At 38.4% G+C, this 22,849-nt stretch carries 21 protein-coding genes; 6 read left to right on the forward strand and 15 right to left on the reverse strand.

What is annotated here, in order from left to right; translation table 11 throughout:
* Positions 1–15: 15 nt before the first annotated feature.
* Both dsrA and BBROOKSOX_RS00205 read right to left on the reverse strand, forming a co-directional pair.
* Positions 16–1,320 carry a dissimilatory-type sulfite reductase subunit alpha gene (gene dsrA, locus BBROOKSOX_RS00200; RefSeq protein ID WP_010645590.1) on the reverse strand — a complete coding sequence of 435 codons (1,305 nt, stop codon included), beginning with the start codon at positions 1,318–1,320 and terminating at the stop codon, positions 16–18.
* 292 nt (positions 1,321–1,612) lie between these two features.
* The gene (locus BBROOKSOX_RS00205) at positions 1,613–3,046 is read right to left on the reverse strand and encodes a glutamate synthase subunit beta (protein ID WP_139659176.1); all 1,434 of its coding nucleotides are present in this window, start codon (positions 3,044–3,046) and stop codon (positions 1,613–1,615) included.
* A gap of 117 nt (positions 3,047–3,163) precedes the next feature.
* Here BBROOKSOX_RS00205 and rplS point away from each other — a divergent pair, with 117 nt between their 5' ends.
* Complete coding sequence (gene rplS / locus BBROOKSOX_RS00210; protein WP_010645587.1) at positions 3,164–3,517, forward strand: 50S ribosomal protein L19; 354 nt, start codon at positions 3,164–3,166, stop codon at positions 3,515–3,517.
* A 98-nt stretch (positions 3,518–3,615) separates the two neighbouring features.
* On the forward strand, positions 3,616–4,491 hold the full coding sequence (gene xerD, locus BBROOKSOX_RS00215; protein WP_139659177.1) for a site-specific tyrosine recombinase XerD: 876 nt from the start codon (positions 3,616–3,618) through the stop codon (positions 4,489–4,491).
* 133 nt (positions 4,492–4,624) lie between these two features.
* On the opposite strand, the gene greA is transcribed toward xerD, so the two are convergent.
* From greA to carA, 4 genes are read right to left on the reverse strand one after another with little or no spacing between them, the layout of a single operon-like run.
* Complete coding sequence (gene greA / locus BBROOKSOX_RS00220; protein WP_139659156.1) at positions 4,625–5,101, reverse strand: transcription elongation factor GreA; 477 nt, start codon at positions 5,099–5,101, stop codon at positions 4,625–4,627.
* A 10-nt stretch (positions 5,102–5,111) separates the two neighbouring features.
* Positions 5,112–8,321 carry a carbamoyl-phosphate synthase large subunit gene (gene carB / locus BBROOKSOX_RS00225; RefSeq protein WP_139659157.1) on the reverse strand — a complete coding sequence of 1,070 codons (3,210 nt, stop codon included), beginning with the start codon at positions 8,319–8,321 and terminating at the stop codon, positions 5,112–5,114.
* Between the two features lie 11 nt (positions 8,322–8,332).
* On the reverse strand, positions 8,333–9,019 hold the full coding sequence (locus BBROOKSOX_RS00230; RefSeq protein ID WP_139659158.1) for an MlaA family lipoprotein: 687 nt from the start codon (positions 9,017–9,019) through the stop codon (positions 8,333–8,335).
* The gene (carA, locus tag BBROOKSOX_RS00235; protein ID WP_139659159.1) at positions 9,016–10,137 is read right to left on the reverse strand and encodes a glutamine-hydrolyzing carbamoyl-phosphate synthase small subunit; all 1,122 of its coding nucleotides are present in this window, start codon (positions 10,135–10,137) and stop codon (positions 9,016–9,018) included. The genes BBROOKSOX_RS00230 and carA overlap by 4 nt, the downstream gene beginning before the upstream one ends.
* Before the next feature lie 105 nt (positions 10,138–10,242).
* On the opposite strand from carA, the gene BBROOKSOX_RS00240 reads away from it, so the two are divergent.
* On the forward strand, positions 10,243–10,512 hold the full coding sequence (locus BBROOKSOX_RS00240; protein ID WP_010645581.1) for a heavy-metal-associated domain-containing protein: 270 nt from the start codon (positions 10,243–10,245) through the stop codon (positions 10,510–10,512).
* Positions 10,509–10,709, forward strand: a complete 201-nt coding sequence (thiS, locus tag BBROOKSOX_RS00245) for a sulfur carrier protein ThiS (protein WP_010645580.1) — start codon at positions 10,509–10,511, stop codon at positions 10,707–10,709. Before BBROOKSOX_RS00240 ends, thiS begins: the two co-directional genes overlap by 4 nt.
* On the opposite strand, the gene BBROOKSOX_RS00250 is transcribed toward thiS, so the two are convergent.
* Complete coding sequence (locus BBROOKSOX_RS00250; protein WP_139659178.1) at positions 10,706–11,749, reverse strand: tRNA (5-methylaminomethyl-2-thiouridylate)-methyltransferase; 1,044 nt, start codon at positions 11,747–11,749, stop codon at positions 10,706–10,708. The two genes, thiS and BBROOKSOX_RS00250, sit on opposite strands and share 4 nt — an antisense overlap.
* 7 nt (positions 11,750–11,756) lie before the next feature.
* Entirely contained in the window at positions 11,757–12,626 is an 870-nt protein-coding gene (gene prmA, locus BBROOKSOX_RS00255) for a 50S ribosomal protein L11 methyltransferase (RefSeq protein ID WP_257607707.1), read from the reverse strand.
* Between the two features lie 114 nt (positions 12,627–12,740).
* Here prmA and BBROOKSOX_RS00260 point away from each other — a divergent pair, with 114 nt between their 5' ends.
* The gene (locus BBROOKSOX_RS00260; RefSeq protein ID WP_139659161.1) at positions 12,741–13,031 is read left to right on the forward strand and encodes a TusE/DsrC/DsvC family sulfur relay protein; all 291 of its coding nucleotides are present in this window, start codon (positions 12,741–12,743) and stop codon (positions 13,029–13,031) included.
* A gap of 143 nt (positions 13,032–13,174) precedes the next feature.
* Here BBROOKSOX_RS00260 and BBROOKSOX_RS00265 read toward each other — a convergent pair whose 3' ends face one another.
* The 6 genes from BBROOKSOX_RS00265 to BBROOKSOX_RS00290 form a co-directional block, all read right to left on the reverse strand.
* Positions 13,175–13,759: a hypothetical protein gene (locus BBROOKSOX_RS00265; RefSeq protein ID WP_139659162.1), complete on the reverse strand. Its 585-nt coding sequence runs from the start codon at positions 13,757–13,759 to the stop codon at positions 13,175–13,177.
* Positions 13,756–14,178 carry a hypothetical protein gene (locus BBROOKSOX_RS00270; protein WP_139659163.1) on the reverse strand — a complete coding sequence of 141 codons (423 nt, stop codon included), beginning with the start codon at positions 14,176–14,178 and terminating at the stop codon, positions 13,756–13,758. The genes BBROOKSOX_RS00265 and BBROOKSOX_RS00270 overlap by 4 nt, the downstream gene beginning before the upstream one ends.
* Before the next feature lie 160 nt (positions 14,179–14,338).
* On the reverse strand, positions 14,339–16,936 hold the full coding sequence (gene alaS / locus BBROOKSOX_RS00275) for an alanine--tRNA ligase (protein WP_139659164.1): 2,598 nt from the start codon (positions 16,934–16,936) through the stop codon (positions 14,339–14,341).
* Positions 16,933–17,085 (reverse strand): hypothetical protein, encoded by a 153-nt coding sequence (locus tag BBROOKSOX_RS00280; RefSeq protein ID WP_180323791.1) that lies wholly within the window; start codon positions 17,083–17,085, stop codon positions 16,933–16,935. Before BBROOKSOX_RS00280 ends, alaS begins: the two co-directional genes overlap by 4 nt.
* A gap of 45 nt (positions 17,086–17,130) precedes the next feature.
* Positions 17,131–17,748: an L-threonylcarbamoyladenylate synthase gene (locus tag BBROOKSOX_RS00285; RefSeq protein ID WP_010645572.1), complete on the reverse strand. Its 618-nt coding sequence runs from the start codon at positions 17,746–17,748 to the stop codon at positions 17,131–17,133.
* Entirely contained in the window at positions 17,748–18,605 is an 858-nt protein-coding gene (locus BBROOKSOX_RS00290; RefSeq protein ID WP_257607708.1) for a PHP domain-containing protein, read from the reverse strand. The genes BBROOKSOX_RS00285 and BBROOKSOX_RS00290 overlap by 1 nt, the downstream gene beginning before the upstream one ends.
* 20 nt (positions 18,606–18,625) lie before the next feature.
* On the opposite strand from BBROOKSOX_RS00290, the gene glmS reads away from it, so the two are divergent.
* Positions 18,626–20,467 (forward strand): glutamine--fructose-6-phosphate transaminase (isomerizing), encoded by a 1,842-nt coding sequence (gene glmS / locus BBROOKSOX_RS00295; RefSeq protein WP_139659166.1) that lies wholly within the window; start codon positions 18,626–18,628, stop codon positions 20,465–20,467.
* Between the two features lie 195 nt (positions 20,468–20,662).
* Here the strand turns inward: glmS and BBROOKSOX_RS00300 are convergent, their stop codons facing one another.
* Complete coding sequence (locus BBROOKSOX_RS00300) at positions 20,663–22,096, reverse strand: TolC family protein (RefSeq protein WP_139659167.1); 1,434 nt, start codon at positions 22,094–22,096, stop codon at positions 20,663–20,665.
* Positions 22,097–22,849: the final 753 nt, after the last annotated feature.

Genomic DNA, 22,849 nt, shown 5'->3' on the forward strand with positions numbered 1-22,849 from the left:
TTGTGTAATTAAAAATTATGCGTTTGCTTCGGCTTTATTCTCAAACCACTTAGTCGCTTCTTCATCCCACTTGTCCATACGAACATAAGACATATAGCGTGGTGAATCAACCATATTTGGATTAACATCTAAGCCAATACCTTCCATAAAGTTAACAATACCAATACGCTCAATCATTTCACCCGTACGCTCGTGTTCTAGTGCATTCTCAGCAAAGAAGTCAATCACTTCACCTGCTAATTCTTCAATGGCTTCGTAGTCTTCTTCGGTTTCAAGTTTCATAAATGGAACAACAACTGTACCGAATAAATCACCAATTTTTAGTGTACGCTTACCACCCATACAAATTGTTACACCTTTGTCATCGCCTGTTGCTAAGATTGCACCTTCTGCTGCGTCTTTAATATAGTTATGCGTCAATGGTGAAGTTGCATTTAAACAATGCATACACTTAACACAATTTTTATTATCAATGGTCAATGAAGTATCAGCTTCAACTTTCATACATTGTGTCGGACAACGAGAAGTAATGTTGTCAACAATATAATCCATGCCTTTATCAGCAACCATGGCTTTCCATGCGTCTTGGTTGATCTTAATATCATCTCTCCAAGTACCAATAGTTGCAAAGTCTGAACGCTCAATAGAGTTCATACAGTCATTAGCACAGCCTGAAACTTTAAATTTCATTTTGTATGGTAATGCTGGACGGTGCATATCATCAAGGAATGCATTGACTAATGTTCTAAGTGCTGCTTGCTCATTCGTGTTTGACATTTCACAACGCGCTGCGCCTACACATGACATACCCGTACGAACCGCAGGACCTGCACCACCCATATCAAAACCATAATCATTTAATGCGTTGAAAATAGTTTGTGTTGTTTCTTCGGTTGCGCCTTGGAACATAATATCACCTGACTGACCATGAAAAGCAATCAAACCAGAACCACCATTATCAACAAAAGTATCGCACATATCTCTTAACAACTTAGAGGTGTAGTGCATACCTGCTGGCGGTTGAATCCTTAAAGTGTGGAATTCACCGGCATCTTTAAATTTAAATTCACCATTTTCATCTTTAAGTTCGTTAAAGCGTGGAATCACACCACCGCCATAACCAACAACACCAACCGTGCCGCCTTTCCAATAACCTTTTTTAGTGACATATGATGTTTCTAGTGTTGCCAATACATCACGAACCATGCTTGCACCGTCGTGATCATCTTGTGCTAAACGCTTAAGACCTGTTACAAACGAAGGCCAAGGACCATTTTCCAACTCATCAAGGTTGGGTGTGTTATATAACTCTTTTGCCATTTTATTTCTCCAATAGTTTTAATAAATCTCCTAATCCTCAAGAAAAGGAAATATGAACCAGATAAATTATACGCAAGATGTAAGAAAATCCACTATTTATTGGTGATTTATTAGTGGTATTGATGACTACCCCTTAGGGGATATAGAATAACAAAAAATTGCACTTATTTTTTCAAAATCAGCACAATAATAATAAAGCCAATACCTGTTAGGATAGGGGCAATAATGGTATTAGTAATACCAGCAACGATCATGCTAATTGCAATTATTAGGAGTAATATTAACAAGTATTTCAGACTAAATATTCATTAACTTTAGCGGCAACACCACGACCTTCATTGATTGCCCACACGACTAATGACTGGCCACGACGGCAATCACCTGCGGTAAAAATACCGGTTTGGGAAGTGGCATACTCGCCATAGTTGGCTTGATAATTACCACGCTCATCAAGTGAGATATTAGCATCAGTACTCAAATAGTGCTCAGGAGTAACAAAACCCATTGATAACAACACTAATTGTGTATCCCAAGTTTTTTCACTGCCTATTTGTTCGATGAATTGCCCCTCTTTGAAATCAACATTCACGGTATTAAGACCTATAACTTTGCCATTCTCATCTTTGATGAATGATTTGGTCATTAAATGATATTGCCTTGGGTCTTCGCCAAAGACTTGTTGGGCTTCGGCATGTCCATAATCCACACGATAAATCAATGGCCATAATGGCCAAGGGTTGTTGTCTGCACGAGTTTCAGGTGGCTTACCCATGAGTTCAAAATTTACAATTGATTTAGCGCCCTGGCGTAATGCCGTGCCAATACAATCGGTACCGGTATCACCACCACCAATCACAATCACATCTTTGTCTTTGGCTGACAAATCAGAGTTATCAGCACTGCCAGTATTTAATAGGCTTTGTGTGCTCTTGGTTAAATATTCCATCGCCAAGTGCACGCCATCTGCGTCATGATTGTCTACTGGCAAATCACGAGCCTGTGTTGCACCTGTGGTAAAAACCAAGGCATCAAAATCATTTTGCAATTGTGCAACACTGATATCTTTACCTACATCCACATTAGTCGTAAATTCAATCCCTGATTGTTTAAGTAAATTCACCCGCCGTTCAACCACATCTTTGCTAAGTTTCATATTAGGAATACCATACATTAACAAACCACCAACACGCTCAGCACGCTCAAAAACGCTCACACTATGCCCCAGTTTATTCAGCTCTTCTGCTGCGGCCAAACCTGCAGGACCAGAACCAATCACTGCCACTTTCTTGTCTGTGCGATATTCAACCTTAGTCGGCTGAATCCAACCCTCTTCAAAACCTTTATCAACAATCGCCTGTTCAATATTCTTAATAGCAACGGCTGGGTTGTTCAACCCCAATACACAGGAACCTTCGCAAGGTGCAGGGCAAACTCGGCCTGTAAACTCTGGAAAATTATTGGTCTTGTGTAGGCGTATTAATGCGGCTTGCCATTGACCATGATAAACCAAATCGTTCCACTCAGGAATCAAGTTATCAACAGGACAACCTTTCTCTGATTGACAAAAAGGCACGCCACAATCCATACATCTTGCACCTTGTTCTTGCAAGTGTCCTATGTTATGCGTGCCTGTGAATATTTCACCATAATCTTTCAGTCGCAATTCAACGGGGCGATAATCCTCAGTTTTTCTGTCAAATTCCTTAAAGCCAGTTACTTTCCCCATCATTAATCATTATCTAAATATAAAGGTATATAATTATGCCATAAATTCATCTTGTCTATCAATCATAATGACTGTATAATTGCTCATTTTTACAGATTTGAAAGAAGGAATACAGTCATGAATGTAATTGACCAAATTGAAAGTGAACAGTTAAGATCAGATATCCCTGAATTTTCATCAGGTGATACTGTTGTTGTTCAAGTTAAAGTTCGTGAAGGCGAACGCGAAAGATTACAGGCATTTGAGGGTGTTGTTATTGCGAAGAAAAATCGTGGTATTGGTTCAGCATTCACAGTAAGAAAAATTTCTCACGGTGAAGGTGTTGAGCGTATTTTCCAAACACATTCTAAAATGATTGACTCAGTCGAAGTTAAGCGTCGTGGTAAAGTTCGCCAAGCAAAACTTTATTATCTTCGTGGTCTTACGGGTAAAGCAGCAAGAATTAAAGAAAAATTGGCTACTAAAAAATAAAAACCACTTATTTTTGTTGAAAAATGTCGGTTCTGCCGGCATTTTTTTTGTCTAAAATAAGATTGGGACTTTATACGATTATGAAAATCTCAATAAGCATGGAAAATAACCTACCCATTATTGAACAATTTTTAGATTATTATTGGCTCTCATCGGGTGCCAGTCAAAATACGCTGTTAGCCTATCGCTCTGATTTAAAACTCTTTGCCAAATGGTTAAATGCCTCACTGTTCAATGTTAATGATAAAGATATTACTGATTATTTCACGCAACGAAAATCTAACCCTGCTACGCAAGCGCGTATATTGACTTGTCTACGGGTGTTTTATCAATATCTTATTTCTAAAAAAACAATTGATAGTAGTCCTTGCGAAAAACTACACCACCCGAAACAAATACAAAAATTACCTATTTTTTTAAACATTCAAGAAGTTGAGCAACTGTTAGCTGCACCTGATAAAAAAACCATTTTTGGACTGCGTGACCGAGCTATGTTAGAGTTGCTATATTCTTGTGGACTGCGTGTTTCTGAACTGATCAACTTAAGTTATCACAACATCAATCTAAATGAAGAATATATTCGACTTCACGGCAAAGGCAACAAAGAGCGTATGTTGCCGATGGGTGAAGTAGCAATTGATTATTTGGGTATTTACGAAGAGAACTCTAGACCTTTTTTACTCAAAAGTGAGCAAACTGATGCTTATTTTTTAAGCAATCGTGGTGCGGGGATGAGTCGACAAAATTTCTTTTATGTTGTTAAGTCCTATGCTATTAAAGCAGGTATTGATAAACCACTATCGCCACACACTTTGCGTCACGCTTTTGCCACACATCTGGTACAAAGCGGTGCAGACTTGCGTAGTGTGCAATTAATGTTGGGACACAGTGATATTTCCACGACACAAATATACACTCATATTCAAAATACCCAGCTTAAATCACAACACAGCAAACACCATCCTCGCGGTTAGTTAAGCATTTTGACGATCCTAGCCAAGATATTTGTAGCTGGTATTTGAATTTAGGATTCTAAGCTATCATCTAAAAAAGTTTTACTGCTCTATCTTTAAAATATGGCGTTATAAGTATATATTTTTCAATAGATTAAATATATTGAACTTCCAGTATTTCATAAACAATATCACCTTTAGGGGCTTTCACTGTTACCTCGTCGCCCTCTTCATTGCCCATTATGCTACTGGCAATTGGACTGTGACAAGAGATTTTGTTTTGGCTGATATCCGCTTCATCTTCACCAACAATCTGATAGATTATTTCACTATCATCGGTAAGATTCATTAAAGTAATCGTGGTGCCAAATACACATCTTCCATCTTGATTGAGTTTGCTCACATCAATGACTTGCATACATGAGAGTTTTGACTGGATTTCTTTAATACGCCCTTCAATAAAACCCTGCTCTTCTTTGGCAGCATGATATTCAGCATTTTCTTTAAGGTCACCGTGTGCACGGGCTGTTGCAATTTCTTCAACAATACGCGGGCGTTCAACATCCTTCAGATGTAATAATTCTGCTTCTAAAGCTTTGCTGCCTGCAACGGTCATCGGGATAGTTTGCATAAGAGTACCTCTAATTGTTTAATGATTGTATGGTTCTAACGGAAATTTTATCATGCGCTTTTAAGCCATCAAGTATCGCAAAAGCAGCAGCCACTGTCGTAGTACAAACAACTTTATGCACCAAAGCTTGTTGGCGAATTTCTGCAGCATCTTCTGCACCTTGTGTGTCTTCTGTGGAATTAATAATTAAATCAATTTGATCATTTTTAATCATATCAACAATATGTGGTGAGCCTTCAGATACTTTATTAACTGTCTCGCATTCTAAGCCTGCTTCAACCAAGGCGTCTTTATTGCTACGCGTTGCAACTAAACTAAATCCCTGTGATGCTAAACGCTTACCCAACTCAACCAAATCATCACGGTCTAATTTACGCAAACTAATAAATACTTTACCTTCTGTAGGTGCGTGCGAGCCTGCAGCAAGTTGCGCCTTATCAAAGGCAGAAGCAAAATCATCGCCCACACCCATTACTTCACCTGTTGAACGCATTTCAGGACCTAAAATTGGGTCAACACCCAAAAACTTATTGAATGGAAACACAGCTTCTTTCACACTGAAATGTTGTGGAATAATTTCTGTTGTAAAGTTTAAGGCTTTTAATGTTTTACCTGACATTACGCGTGCTGCAATATTAGCCAATGGCACGCCAATCGCCTTAGAGACAAATGGCACGGTGCGTGATGCACGAGGATTGACTTCAATAATATAAATTTCATCGTCTTGATACGCAAGCTGCGTGTTCATTAAGCCAATGACACCCAGTTTTTTTGCCATGGCAATGACCTGCTCACGCATCTCATCTAGTACATCGTTCGGCAAAGAATAAGGTGGTAATGAGCAGGCTGAGTCGCCTGAGTGGATGCCGGCTTGCTCAATATGTTGCATAATACCACCAATCACCACATCCTCGCCGTCAGAAATAACATCAATATCTACTTCAATCGCATGGTCAAGGAATGAGTCTAACAACACCGGTGAATCGTTCGAGACTTGTACCGCAGTGTGCATATAATGATCAAGACTGTCTTTATCATAGACAATTTCCATTGCACGGCCACCCAATACATAGGATGGACGAACCACCAATGGGAAACCAATCGCATCAGCAATATCTTGTGCTTGTTCTAATGAGCGCGCTGTACCATTGAGGGGTTGTTTTAACTCTAATTCTTGTAGCATTTGCGAAAAACGCTCACGGTCTTCTGCCAAATCAATAGCATTAGGGCTGGTACCGATAATCTTTGCACCACTTTTTTCTAAGGCAGCGGCTAATTTAAGTGGCGTTTGTCCACCATAATGCACGATGATGCCATCTGGATTTTCAATATCAATCACCGCCAACACATCTTCAAGCGTTAACGGCTCAAAATATAAGCGATCAGAAATATCATAATCGGTAGAAACCGTTTCAGGATTACAATTCACCATAATAGTTTCATAACCATCTGCGCGCAATGCTAAAGATGCGTGTACACAACAGTAGTCGAATTCGATACCCTGTCCAATACGGTTCGGTCCACCACCCAATATCATAATCTTTTTCTTATCGGTCGGGTTGGCTTCACATTGTTGTTGGTAAGTAGAATATAAATATGCCGTTTGCGTATCAAACTCAGCTGCACAACTATCAACGCGCTTAAAAACAGGTTTTACATTGAGTGCTTTGCGACGCTCACGCACAGACGACTCACTACAATTACACAACTGTGCTAAGCGCGCATCAGAGAAACCTTTACGTTTTAACAAAAATAATTCTCTGGCATCAATATCAGTAATATTGCTACCATTAACTTGCATTTCACTGGAAACGATATCTTGAATTTGTGCTAAAAACCATGGGTCAACTTTAGATAAGTCGAATACTTCATCCAAACTCATGCCCAATCTAAATGCATCGGCTAAATAGAAAATACGCTCGCCACGCGCGGTGATACATTCTGACCTGATTTTATTTTTAGCGTCATCAGCACCCAAATCAACCATTGGGTCTAAGCCAACTTTGTCGGTTTCTAAACCGCGTAAGGCTTTTTGCAAAGACTCTTGGAAAGTTGAGCCCATTGCCATTACCTCGCCTACCGACTTCATTTGTGTGGTCAAGCGGTCATCGGCTTTAGGGAATTTTTCAAAGGCAAATCTTGGGATTTTGGTTACCACATAATCAATACTTGGTTCAAATGAGGCAGGGGTTTTACCACCAGTAATATCATTATCAAGCTCATCTAGCGTATAGCCCACTGCAAGTTTTGCAGCCACTTTGGCAATAGGAAAACCTGTTGCTTTTGAAGCTAAGGCGGACGAACGAGACACGCGTGGATTCATCTCAATAATCGTTAGGCGACCGTCTTCGGGGTTGAGTGCAAATTGCACATTTGAGCCACCCGTATCTACACCAATTTCTCTGAGTACTGCCAATGAAGCATTACGCATCACTTGGTATTCTTTATCCGTTAAAGTTTGTGCAGGTGCAACCGTGATTGAATCGCCCGTATGAATACCCATTGGGTCAAAATTCTCAATTGAACAAATGATAATACAGTTGTCTTTGGTGTCACGCACCACTTCCATTTCGAATTCTTTCCAACCTAAAATTGACTCTTCAACCAGCAACTCATTCGTTGGTGATAAATCCAAACCGCGTTCACAAATCTCAACAAATTCTTGTTTGTTATAGGCAATACCGCCACCTGAACCACCCATCGTAAAGGAAGGACGAATAACGGTTGGAAAACCCACAGTCTCTTGGATAGTAAATGCTTCTTCCATATTATGTGCAACTGCTGCTTTAGGCATATCAAGACCAATCTTAAGCATTGCCTCACGGAATAAATCACGGTCTTCTGCTTTATCAATGGCTTCTTTCTTAGCGCCAATCATCTCAACGCCGTGCTTTTCTAATACGCCATGACGCTCTAAATCTAGCGCACAATTTAGTGCGGTTTGTCCGCCCATAGTAGGCAACAAAGCATCGGGTTTTTCAATTTCAATGATTTTTTCTACCGTACGCCATTCAATCGGCTCAATATAAGTGCTATCAGCCATTTGCGGGTCGGTCATAATAGTCGCAGGATTAGAATTGACTAAAATAACACGATAGCCTTCTTCTCGTAATGCCGTACAAGCTTGCGCACCTGAATAATCAAATTCACACGCCTGCCCAATAACAATAGGACCTGCGCCAATAATTAAAATACTTTTTATATCTTGTCTTTTAGGCATTATCTATATATTTAAAATTCATCATCTTCAGGCAGATTGCCATTATATATATCATACTTACGCTTTTGTAAATAAGCAGAACGAACGGCAATATAAGAATCATCTGAATGCTTAATCAAATCAGTTGCTGGTAATAATTTAACACGCGTATCAACCGCCTGCAATGTAATTATCCCCACTTTTTCAACCTCCTTTAATGCTTTAGTTCGCTTCACCCTTTGAGCGCCATCTACCGCCTTGCCTGTTACATCACGCAATGTTGAAGAGCCTAATACCGGTAACACCACATAAGCACCTTTCGGTGTACCCCAGACTGCCAGTGTTTGTCCAAAATCTTCCTGTGTTTTTTCCAAACCCCAGTTACTTGCCACATCAAATAAACCAAACAATCCCACCGTGGAATTAATCAAAACCCTGCCCAGTGTAGTAGTACTATTAATTAATTCAAACTGCGCTATTTCATTACCCAATGTGCCAATATCACCGATATTAGAAGAAAAATCACTCACTCGATTTTGCGCTGGTTTAGGTACATTCTCTTTATAGGATTTAGCAATTGGCTCAAACAATGTCTCATCTAAACCTTGGTTGAATTCAAAAATTACTCTGTTAGCGTCTTCAAATGGGTCAAGTTCTTCTTCAGCCATGACTGTCATGCTAAAGATTAAACACAAAGAACTTATTAATAAATTTTTCATTGACTAATCTCCTGTATAAATATATCAAATAAATGACTTATATCCTGTGGTCCTGGCGATGCTTCGGGATGTCCTTGAAAGCCAAATGCTTTCTTGCCAGTCACTCTAATGCCTTGAATGGTATTGTCAAATAACGATTTGTGTGTTATCTCAAGATGGCTTGGCATATCACTGTACGATACAGAAAAACCGTGATTTTGTGAGGTAATCATCACCTGTTTAGAGATCAAATCTTGTACAGGATGGTTGGCGCCATGATGACCCACAGTCATTTTTTCAGTGGTTGCACCATTTGCGAGCGACAACAATTGATGACCTAAACAAATGCCAAACATGGGCATATTTTTTTCTAACAAGGTTTGAATATTTTTAATTGCATAATCGCACGGCTGCGGGTCACCTGGACCATTAGATAAAAAGACACCATCAGGATTCATTGCCAAAACATCTTCAACTGGCGTTTGCGCATTAACCACTGTTAAATCACAGCCACGGTCAACCAACATTCTTAAAATATTTTTCTTGACACCGTAGTCATACACAACGACTTTGAATTTTGCATCAAGTGGGTTAAATTCACCCTTTTCAAGGGAATAAGAGCCCTCATTAAAGGTATATTGCTTAATGGTTGAGACCACCTTTGCCAAATCCATATTTTGAAGACCTGCGAATGCTTGCGCCTTAGCAACTGCTGTGGCTTCATCAGCATCCTCACCTGTAATAACACAACCTTTAAGTGCACCTTTTTCACGCAGATGGCGTGTTAGTGCACGAGTATCAATATCACTAATAGCTACAATATTGTTAGCAGATAGATACTCATCAAGTGGCATTTCGCTACGCCAATTGCTATGTAGGAGTGGTAAATCACGAATGATTAAACCTGAGGCATAAATTTTTCCAGACTCTTCATCAACCAAGTTAGTGCCTGTATTACCAATATGTGGATAAGTCAGTACTACGATTTGCTTGGCATAAGAAGGGTCGGTTAGGATTTCTTGGTAGCCTGTCATTGATGTATTAAACACCACCTCGCCCACTGTATTGCCATTAGCACCCATTGATTTTCCTTTGAAAATCTGACCATCTTCTAATGCTAATAAGGCAACTTGCGACACCAAAATACTCCTGAATAAAAACTTGAGAAATTTTACCACAACTGGTGTGCAATTTAACGCTCAAATTGATATAATAAGACTCATTTATATTAAAGGAAAAATGTTATGAATATCACGGTTGAAAACATCAAATGTGGCGGTTGTGCAGGCACAATTACCAAAAAACTCAATGCAGAATTTAACACCGATAGTGTCAAGGTTGAGGTGGAACAAGGTATGGTTACTATTAATATCGAAGATAACAAACGCGATGAAGTAACTAAAGTTTTACTTGGCTTAGGTTATCCTGAAACCGATTCTGTACACGGTCTTAGCTCAGCAAAAGCAAAAGCCAAATCATTCGTATCTTGTGCGATTGGAAAAATGGATAAATGATCTTACAAGTCAATGGCTCACCATTAGAAATTGACGACAAATCAAACGCTGCTGATTTAATTACAAAGCTCACACTCCAAAACCAACGCATTGCATTAGAAGTCAATAGAGCCATTATTCCTAAGTCTAGGCATGCTGAATTCGTCCTAAATGAGGGTGATATTTGTGAAATTATTAAGGCTGTTGGTGGCGGTTAAACCATCCACTCTTTTTTGATTTCATCACTAGAAAATGGCTTAACACTCAGTGTTTGCATAATACCAGAATCTAATTTCACCTCCACATCCACACTGCGCTCATCTCTACCTTGAGAATAGCGTGCTAATATTTTAGCGGCAATTTGTAAGTCTTCTTGATTTGGCTCACCATCAATCAATGCCAACGGACCATTGCAACTAATTGGATATAGATTTGCATATTGATTGCGATAGCCTTCTAGGAATTTAACTTCACCCTCTTCTCTAGCGACAATCATTTTAAAACGAGGGTTTGGGCGAATATGCCTACCAACTTTGAGCATCATTAAATCATCAAGTTGATACTCGCGATTACCGCGTGATTGCCACATATCCACCAGTTTATCCGAATATTGTTTATCCGTTAAAAAACAACAGCCTCCTGCTGGCGTGGCATAATCTTCAAAACCATACTGTTTGGCTAAAGCCATTTGTGGTTTGCGCGTCCTACCTGAAAAATCTAATAATTTCTCTCTATCTACCCAACCTTCAATTTCTGCTTTGGTTGCTGGCAGGTGCTTGGCACACAAAGGTCGCAATAATAAGTCATTAGCGCCCGACTCTGCTTGCACAATCGGCATCGTCTCTTTGCGTTGAGACATCGGGCGTTGTCCCATCACCTCACCGGTAATAATAAAATCAAAATCATGCTTAAGCATCCACTGCTTGGCTTTTTTCACCATAAACCCCTTACAATCAAGGCAGGGATTCATATTTTTACCATAACCATGTTTAGGATTTAGAAGGACATCACGATACTCTTCAATAACATCAATAATATGTAATTTAATACCCAATTGCTCCGCCACCCATAATGCATTATTGCGTTTTGGTTTGTCTTTTTTTTGCTTGCGAATAGCGTGTGTATGCCCTTCCACACAAAAGCCTGTAAAGAAGTTAATACCTTCCACATGTATGCCTTGGTCAAGCAATAATTTGGTGCTCAACAGCGAATCTAGCCCCCCTGAAATTAACGATACTGCTTTTATTTGTTTGCTCATTTTTGCTTTATTTTCTAATTCCATTTACTCGACACCAATCCTCTTTTTGCACCACTTTTAACTCTGAAAAATACTCGCCATAGGCATCCAATATTATCTCCAATTGCTCGTGCAAGATACCTGATAAAACAAGTTGCCCGCCCAGTTTAACCAATTTAGAAAAGTGCTCACACAAACCCACTAAAGGTTTTGCCAAAATATTAGCCATCAATAAGTCCACTTTGTCCAACTGCCCTTCATCATCGGTATGTAGGGCAATAATTTTCGTTGCTTCTTGATTATTTTCAATATTACTGCGTGTGGCAAGAACCGCCTGCGGGTCATTATCCACACAAAGAGCCTGATTAGCACCCAACTTAACAGCAGCAATTGCCAAAATTCCTGTACCCGAACCATAGTCAATGACGCTTTGTCTTATAGGTGGGTTTTCATCTAAATATTGCAAACACAGGTCTGTGGTTTGGTGTGTGCCAGTGCCAAATGCTAGCCCTGGATCCATATTAATCACGACCGCACCATCAGGCAATTGAGTGCTATCTTCCCACGACGGGCAAATCCAAACACGCTTGCCAAATTGCATCGCATGGAAATCTTTTTTACACTCATCTTCCCAAACTCTGTCTTTCAATAAGGCAAAAGTTACTTTATCAATATTACAAATTTGTTGCAAAGACTCTTTGATGGCGCTCTCATCAATGCCAATGGCAAACAATGCAGTAACTGTTACATGCTGCCACAAGGGCGTTTCACCCACTGGTGGCTCAAAAATCTCATCATCAAATGTATCACTAAAAGTAACTGAAACACACTCTAAACCCATTAAAACTTCACTAACAAAATCTGCATTTTCTTTATTCGTTTTTAATGTTAATTGCATCCAATCCATAGTAGCTAAATTATACCCATTTAAAAACACTTAAAAAAACCAAGTAAATAACTAAGGTAATGACTATATAATATTGTTTAATTTATAGTATTTAAAGGAATGAAAATGGCATTAGAAAGAACTGGAAACGGATATTTAGTTGACCCAAGCATCTGGAGTGAAGAAGTGATGTTTGAAATGGCAAAAGAAGACGATATAGAATTAACTGAAAGTATGGTGAGTCAAATTATGGCAGCCAGAGAATATTTTGCTGAAAATTCATCCGTCCCGCCCATTAGAACATTTGCTAAAGTAGTTGGCATTGACAAGAAAATATTATTTAAAGAATGGTTAACTGGTCCAATGAAACCTATTACTAAATACGGTGGCATGCCACAACCAACTGGCTGCGTCTAATATATTAACAAAAATCCGCAAAAATGGTTTTTATGCTTGCAATTTATAAATTTCTCACATAAGAAAGAGCAGGCATTTTAAACGGGTGATTTACAAAAATATATTGATAAAAGCAAAAATATAAAATTTTCTAAAAGCTATTTTTAAATTTTATAAGACTTAAAAACTATAGAATCTAATAAATCTTGACCCAGTTGCTTAAACAATTGATTTTTTTGATCAAATGGTGCTTTTCTTGACAACTGAATAAAAAGACCAATATTGTTATTATTTGGGTGTATGCAATACACACCATAAACTTCAAATATTGTATATTGCCCATCTCTTTTTGCCCCATAATCTTTACTTGATGCAATATGTTTAACACATGTTGCGCCTTTATGGTTATAAGAGTTTATAAACTCAGTAATGCGTTCATATCTGCCGGTCTTCGGGGCTTTTTTTTCTCTATCTTTAATAAAAGACAGAAAATTTTCCTTATTTATTTCTTCAGATAGGTTAAAAGTTTCAATAACTGTGATTAATGTTTCATCTTTATTTTTATTAAATAATATTGCTTGATAAGTGTGCTGTTTTACGATATCCCATACTATATCCCCAGAAGGAATAAAACTCATTCCCGCAATCGCAATATTTTGACCACTATTACCCCGAACTTTATCAAAGTTTGGGATTGATGCACAAGATATAGTAAAAATGCATAATACATAAATGATTATTTTCTTCATAAATAACCCCTCACAGTTTCTTTCATTAGTAATTTTTCCTTTTCGCCTGTTACATCAAATAGATAAAAACTTACAGTGCTTGTAGTAATTGAAGATGTAGAGGTGATTTTGTACTTTTTCCCGGCTTCTAAGGTTATAAACATTTCATGTTTTGCGCTTAATGGGGAAAATACAGATAGCGATTGCGAATGCACTTCAACAAAATGCTCTCCTGGCTTTAAGTAGAATTTATTTGCGATTTTACCATTCACCACTACGGTTGTAAGAGAATTATTTGCGAGTGCTGAAAAAATATTAGGCGTGATTGTACCTTGTAATACTGCATTATTAATAGATTTTGTACCAATGTATTCAGGTATAGACGAACAACCAATTAAAAAGAATAAAATTGGTAATGTTCTAAATATCAATTTAATCATAAATTATATATTGTGTTTATCATCAAGTTATTTTATCTGTTTGTTTTCACAGCGACAATGTTTTTTTTCTAAAATTAAAATATCACGACTACTTTTGCCAGTTCTCTTGGCAAGTTGTTTTTGACTCAGTCCTTGATAAAGTTCTTTTGGTTTTTATTGTCTAAATTAGCCCCTTAACTGAAGCCAATGCTTGATTTATCTTACTAGGGTCTGTGCCGCCACCCTGCGCCATATCTGGACGACCACCGCCCTTGCCACCAACTTGTTGAGCGACATGATTCAGGATTTTCCCTGCTTGGTATTTATCGGTTAAATCTTTGGTAACGCCAGCAACCAATGATACTTTATCGTCACTAACAACTGCTAATACGATAATTGCAGTGCCTAATTTATCTTTGAGTTTGTCGGCAATATCACGCAAATCTTTACCACTCACACCCTCTACAACGCTGGCGAGGACAGACACGCCTCCCACATCTTGTACTTGGTTAACCAAATCATCGCCTTGGTTGCTGGCAAGTTGTTTTTGCATAGAAGCTATTTGTTTTTCTAATTCTTTTTGTTGTTTTATTAACTGCGCTACTTTTTCTACAACTTGCACATTACTTGACTTAGTCATCTGTGCAATTTGATTCAAATTATCTTGTGTTTGATTGTCAAACTGATAAGCACTATAACCCGTCACTGCTTCAATACGGCGTACACCAGCAGAAACACCGGCTTCTGAGATAATTCTAAAAAGTCCAATATCACCAAGTTGATTGACATGAGTGCCACCACAAAGTTCAACTGAAAAATCGTCCTTACCCATGGTTAAAACCCGTACAGTATCGCCGTATTTTTCACCAAACAGTGCCATTGCGCCTTTCTTTTTAGCGCTGTTAATATCAGTTACATCGGTATGCACTATAGTATTGCTCAAAATTTTACGATTGACCATGCCCTCAATTTTATCAAGGTCTGATTTAGCAATCATTTCATCGTGTGAAAAATCAAAACGCAGTTTTTCGCTGTCAACCAATGAACCTTTTTGCGTTACTGTTTCACCTAAAACCGTGCGCAGTGCGGCATGTAGTAAATGCGTGGCTGAGTGATTTCTAGCAATGCGTTTGCGAGATTTTTTATCAACAACAGCCGTCAACACATCGCCTACTTTTAAAAGACCTTTATTTAAAATACCGTGGTGCTCAAAGGCACCTGATTTTTGCCTTTGTGTATTATTAACTACAAACGCAACCGTATCATTTGAAAGTGTGCCACAGTCACCAATTTGCCCTCCTGACTCGGCGTAAAAACTTGAAATGGCAAGCACAACAATACCTTGTTCACCTGCTTCAATTTGTTCCACCAATTCGCCTTCTTTAATCAGGGCTTGTACTGAGGAGGAATTTTCCAACTGCTCATAGCCTAAAAACTGTGTTTGTTCGCCAATATCAACGCCTTTTTGCAGGGTTTTAAAATCCCCTGCTTGACGGGCACGCTCGCGTTGCTTAGTCATTTCAATTTCAAAACCAAACATATCAATGGTTAAATGATGCTCTCGTGCTACATCAGCAGTTAAATCAGCTGGAAAGCCATAGGTATCATAAAGTTTGAATACAGTTTCACCATCAATCTCATTGCCTTTAAGTTGGGTAATCGCTTCGGTTAAAATTCCCATACCTTGGTCTAGTGTCTGTGCAAATCTCTGTTCTTCTCGCTTTAATACTTTTTCAACATTTGCCAAAGATTTTTTGAGCTCTGGATAGGCGTCTTTAAGCTCTAATGCCAAAACTGGCGCTAAGCGATAAAAGAATACTTTATTGATACCAATTTTATGCCCATGACGAATCGCGCGGCGAATAATGCGTCTGAGCACATAACCACGCCCTTCATTGGATGGAATCACACCATCTACCACCATAAACGCAGTTGAACGAATATGATCAGCAATCACGCGTACTGAGGCGTTATTTTGTTTAATATTGTCATCTTTTGGGGTTAAATCAACAATGGCTTTGGTTAAAGTTTTAAAGCCATCGGTGTCATAATTATTATTTTTGTGTTGCAATACCGCAGCCAATCGTTCAAGCCCCATACCCGTATCCACGCAAGGTGCGGCAAGTGGTTTAAGATAGCCATCTTCTTGCTTGTCATATTGGGTAAATACCAAATTCCAAATTTCAATATATCTATCACCATCTTCATCAGCATGCCCTGGTGGACCCCCTGCAATATCCTCACCATGATCATAAAAAATCTCACTGGATGGACCACACGGGCCAGTATCGCCCATTTGCCAAAAGTTGTCCTTAGCGCCACAACGAGAAATGCGATTTCTGGGGAATCCGATTTCATTCACCCAAATATCTTCCGCTTCATCGTCTTCTTCAAAGACACTAACCCAAAGTTTTTCTTTGGACAGTCCAAGTTCAACCGTTAAAAACTCCCACGCATATTGAATTGCCTCGCGTTTAAAATAATCACCAAATGAAAAATTACCCAGCATTTCAAAGAAAGTATGATGGCGCGCGGTATAGCCCACATTCTCTAAATCATTATGTTTTCCCCCTGCACGCACGCACCTTTGACAACTGACTGCACGATTATAAGGGCGTTTTTCCACACCACTAAACACATCTTTAAACGGCACCATGCCAGCATTAACAAATAATAAAGTTTTGTCATTATGCGGAATAAGTGAAGCACTTGGCTCAATCGCATGTCCTTTTGATGCGTAAAAATCTAAGAATTTTTGTCTAATCTGTGGCGTTTTCATAGTGATACTTTAATAGAGACTTTTACATAAGTAGGGATGATTAGCAAAATGACAAGTTTTGCCGACTTGGTGATTTTATGAAATATAGTCATAGCAAAGCTATGGCTGTGTTTTATAAAATTGTCAAGGGCGTTTTGATGATTATTCATATTTATGCAAAGGTCTCTAATAACTAAAAAAAATAAAAGATTGAATTATACTGAAATGAGCGAGGTGTCGCCCGCACCTTGGCGAATAATTTCAACACTATCACCCGATAAATCAATGACTGTAGTGGGCTCTGGCGGACAATAACCATCATCAATAATCACATCAACTTGGCTGTCTAACGCCTCACGCACATCATTAATATGATAAAACTTATGCCCCTTTAAAATCAGAGAAACGCTCATAAGTGGCTCATTCAGTGCTTCTAAAATAGCTTGAACCACACTGTGAGCGGATATTCTTAATCCAATGGTTTTTTTCTTAGGGTGTAATAGGCGTTTTGGCACATCACGAGTGCCTGCTAAAATAAAGGTATAAGCCCCAGGCAAGATTTTTTTTAATAAGCGAAAGGCATTATTGTCCAGCTTGGCATACTCGCCAATATGAGACAAGTCACGCATCATTAAAGTAAAGTCGTGTCGCTTAGACAAGTTGCGAATACGCCTAATTCGCGCTAAACCCTCTTTATTGCCCATTGCTGTACCTAATGCATAACCAGAATCTGTCGGATAGACAATAACACCACCTGCATTGAGTTCATCCACCACTTGTTTGAGCAAGCGATTTTGTGGATTCTGCGCGTGAATTTCCAATAATTTTGCCATTACCAATCTCTCCATAATGCTCTATCAGGATTAGGAAAATCCTTTAAGCACCCAATTTTAATTCTTTGATTATTCCAACCATGGTAATCTGAACCACAAGAATGCAATAATTCATGCTCATTTGCCCACTTTGACATTAAACTAATTTCGCCATCCGTGCTATGGGCAGTAATAACCTCCACGCCATCAAGTCCGGCATTTGATAAGTGCGAAAGCATTCGTTGAATTTTGGTATTGGTCATACGATAACGCAAAGGATGTGCCAATACTGCCACGCCACCTGCGGCATGAATCCACTTAATCACTTCATCAAACTGCGCCCATTTCCCGCTAACACCGCCAGGTTTTTTACCTGTTAAAAATCGTCTAAATACAGATCTCATATCTTTGCAAATGCCTTCTTGAATAAGCATTTGTGCAAAATGCGTACGCGTGATCATATCGGTTTTGGCAAGTGCTTGGGTTTTTTCCATTGCCCTCACCACACCTGCACCACCCAAACCACGCGCCATTTTTTCGGCTCTGGTTTTGCGAAAACCTTGATGTTGCTTTAATCCTGAGCGCAAAATCGGATTATCTTTATCAATATTAAGTCCAACAATATGAAGGGTCATATTACTCCACATGGCTGATATTTCAACACCATGCACCAACTTAATGTTTTGCTTATTCGCTTCTTGTTGTGCCTCAATTAGCCCATCGGTTGTATCATGGTCGGTAAGTGCAAACACATTGCACCCCGATTCTTTTGCTAAGCATACCACTTCGCTGGGTGATAAAACGCCATCGGAATAATAAGAGTGGTTGTGTAAATCAATTGTCATAAGCGTTATTATATTGACTATAATTTCAAACATTAATCTTAATTATTGTTTATATGTGCGGAATTGTTGGCGGTATTTGCCAAAATAACATTACCCCTATCTTAATCGATGGTCTAAAACACTTAGAATATCGTGGTTACGACTCGGCAGGCCTCGTTGTGCTAACGCACGACAATGTACTACAACGCGCAAGAGCAGCAGGCAAAGTTGCTAATCTTGAAGGTCGCATTAATTCAACAATCGTCAATGGCACGATTGGTATTGCTCATACTCGCTGGGCAACGCATGGCAAACCTTCGACAAAAAACGCACACCCTCATATTTGTAACGATAGTGTTGGTGTGGTGCATAATGGCATTATTGAGAATTTCTTAGCACTTAAAACCCAGCAACAGGCACAAGGCTATCGCTTTACCTCAGATACTGATACTGAAGTAATTGCACACGGCATTGCTCAAGCATTAAAAGAATGTGACACTTTATTAGAAGCAGTGCAAAGCGCTATTACTACTTTCCAAGGTGCCTATGGTGTTGGCGTAATCTCGCCACAGCACCCAGGTCATATTATCGCTGCTAGAAGTGGTTCACCTTTGGTAATTGGCTTGGGCGATCAGGGTAATTTTATCGCTTCGGACCAAATGGCATTAATTAGCATCACCAAGCAATTTATCTTCTTAGAAGAAGGTGATATTGCTGATATCACTAAAGACTCTGTGAATATTTTTGACAAAAATGGCACAAAAGTTAAAAGAGCAATTAAAATCTCAAAACTTAAAAAAGGACAAACTTCAAAAGGTGATTATGCACATTACATGCAAAAGGAAATCTTTGAACAACCACAAGCCATCAGTGACACATTGGAATCTCGCATCACCAAAAACAAGGTGCTAACATCGGCTTTTGGTTACGAAGCAAAAACCATATTTAAAAAAATTGAACATGTGCAAATCATCGCCTGTGGCACGAGTTATAACGCAGGTTTGGTGGCTAAATACTGGCTGGAAGATATTGCTAAAATACCGACTCATATTGAAGTTGCCAGTGAATATCGCTATCGTAACCCCATTATTTTAAACAATACTTTGTTTGTCACCATTTCTCAAAGTGGTGAAACAGCCGATACCTTGGAAGCACTTCGAGCCGTTAAAAAACGCAACAAAAATATTCATTCATTAGCAATTTGTAACAACGCTGAGACAAGTTTGACTCGCGAATCAGAACTCACTTTTTTAACCCATGCAGGCCCTGAAATCGGCGTGGCAAGCACCAAAACATTCACCACGCAATTAGTATCCTTAGCCCTACTATCAGTTGTCCTCGGCAGATGCCGCAATCAAGTATCACAGGAACAAGAGGCCGTCATTGTTGGCGGGCTAAGCCGCCTACCTAATTTAATCAACAAAACGCTTGAACAAGAAGACCGAATTATCGAGCTTGCCAAAACTTTTAAAAACAAGTTCAATGCATTGTTCCTAGGCAGAGGCTCAATGCACGCCATTGCCATGGAAGGCGCGCTCAAACTCAAAGAAATTAGCTACATCCATGCTGAAGCCTATCCTGCAGGTGAACTCAAGCATGGTCCGATTGCCTTGATTGACAAAGAAACACCCGTGATTGCCGTGGCCCCAAATGATGAATTATTAGACAAGTTAAAATCCAACTTACAAGAGGTTAAATCTCGTGGTTCACATATGATTGTGTTTGAAGACGAAGCTTCAAATATTGAGCCAATGGAGGGCATGAGTATCATCCCCATCACGCACAATTTAGGACGCATCACTGCCCCGATCATCTTTACCATTCCATTACAATTGTTAAGTTATCATGTGGCGTTGATTAAAGGCACCGATGTTGACCAACCAAGAAATTTAGCCAAATCAGTAACAGTTGAATAGAGACCTTTGCATAAATAGGAATGATTAGCAAAATCCAATTTTTGCCCAATGGGTGATTTTTTTAAACCTTGTCCTAGCAGGACTAAGGCTGGGTTTAAAAAATCGCCAAGTGGGTGAAAAGTGGGTTTCTGATGATTGTTCCTATTTATGCAAAGGTCTCGAATAATATTAACTTGACACTCAACGCACAGTATTTTAATACCGAGTTAATACCCTATCAAGTTTATCGTCATATTTGAGTAAGCTTTCTTGATAGTCTTTCAATGCTTTAACATAGTCTAATTCAACATCGCGTTTTTCTTGATAGACATCAATCAGCGCTGTAATCGAAACAGAATCATTCAAATAGCCTTTGAGTGCCAAATTAGCCTCAGACTCCACACCAATCCTTAATTTTTGATAGGTATCAAGCGCCTTTTTTTTCAAATTCAACCCGACAATCAATGCCTCTACATCTGAACGAATATCTTTTAATTTGTTGTTGTAATCTATATTGAGTTTTTGCAAGTTTAATTGTGCCACCTGAATGTCTTTTTGATTATTCACATCAACGCCAATTGGCATAGAAAAATTAAGACCTGCAGTATAAAGAATGCTCTTGCTCTTATAAACCGCGGTCATTGTGTTGCCTTTATTATCATTCCTTTCAGCGTCAATATTAAAATCCAATTTATAAAGAGATTGATTGTTGTGATAATCTAAATCAATCTTTTTTAAACGCTTGTCAATCTCAAGCTTCAACAAAAATCGTACATTATGTTGTAAATATTGCGTTAAATCCGGCATAATTTTTGAGCGTTTTTCGGTATTTATTTTTGGGCTTTCAAACCACAAACTTGAGTCATTCAGTACGCTCACCAACGCTCTTTTCAAAGACTGTAATTTACTATCATTGCTTGATATATCCTGCTTTGCACGCAAGATCGCTGTATTTAATTTTGACTTGTCTTTGACTTTATTAACTTGAATGATTGTTAATGACTGACTATAATCTTGGTAAACCTCAGCATTCTTTTGATAAAAATTCCAATCAATAAATTGCTTTAAACGAGCCACCAGAAAACCTTCTTGCGCATCATCAAAATCAAATTTTTCTCGTTCTAAATCCAAAATATCACGACGATAAGTTTTTAAACCCGATGCACTTTCACCATGCTTTAACAAGGGATATTTGTAACTAATCTTATAAGTATTATCAAAAGTAGTAATACTATATTTAGAATCACTGCCGATATACAGTGCATCTTGTTTATAGCGTGTTATATCAACATCTGGGATTGAGCGCTTAACACTGAATGTTAGAGTGGAGGGATTAGATAAAAAATTCTTCTTAATTGATAATTTGAGAGATTTATTATTGTTGTAGCGATACTTATCATAGATAGCGGTAGAAGTTGTATTATTATCTATATCATAATAACTGTTTAATAATGATGCACTTAAATCAGCATTCCAATCTGCATAACTACGCTTACTGGCGTCTAACTCTATTTGCTTAATTGCAACATATATTTTATCTTTCTCAAAATTTGTATCTTGATTTAATACTTTATCAATAAACGCTTTTTCAGTTAACGCTAAAGCGTCTATAACAAATAAAAGAAAAATCATGCTTGCAATAATTTTCATAAGTCTGTGCTCTTGATAACTAAACGCTTAAGGTTGTCTAATTTTTTTAATGCTTTCTATATATATTTAAAGATTTTAAAGGTTTAAAATAAAATTATACACCTAAATCTGCAGATCACCTTATGCTTTAATCACCACTTTTGGCTTTCTCAACCTTGGTAGGCTTCTAGTTTTCGTATATCAAGCGTATTAAAGCACTATTGCCTAACTCAAAAAGCAATGCAAGTGAGTCATGAAACAATTTAATAGAGACCTTTGCATAAATAGGAACAATCATCAGAAACCCACTTTTCACCCACTTGGCGATTTTTTAAACCCAGCCTTAGCCCTGCTAGGACAAGGTTTAAAGAAATCACCCATTGGGCAAAAATTGGATTTTGCTAATCATCCCTATTTATGCAAAGGTCTCTAATAAACAGAAAATAAATATTTTAATCTGTTAATTTTTAAAAACTTTAAGTTGGCACTGACCTATATTTAATCGGATACAGTGCTAGATACAAGTGTAGTGCCTCCAAAGCGTGAGTCACCCCACGCCGTGATTGACCCAACTACAAGCACATCCTACTAACACTTTGCGAAAAAATACGCCTGTTTTTAATTGGATAATATTATCAGATTCAGTGCTTGACTTAATATTAAACCTTTAAAATTTTAGTGATGTTATTACCTTTTAATTCCAATTTTATTTTAAAAAGCGTAAAGTAACACTTTACAATTTTTGTTTTACCAGTATAATGCTGATAATTTCTT

This window comes from bacterium endosymbiont of Bathymodiolus sp. 5 South, assembly GCF_900128535.1.
Taxonomy (GTDB): domain Bacteria; phylum Pseudomonadota; class Gammaproteobacteria; order PS1; family Pseudothioglobaceae; genus Thiodubiliella.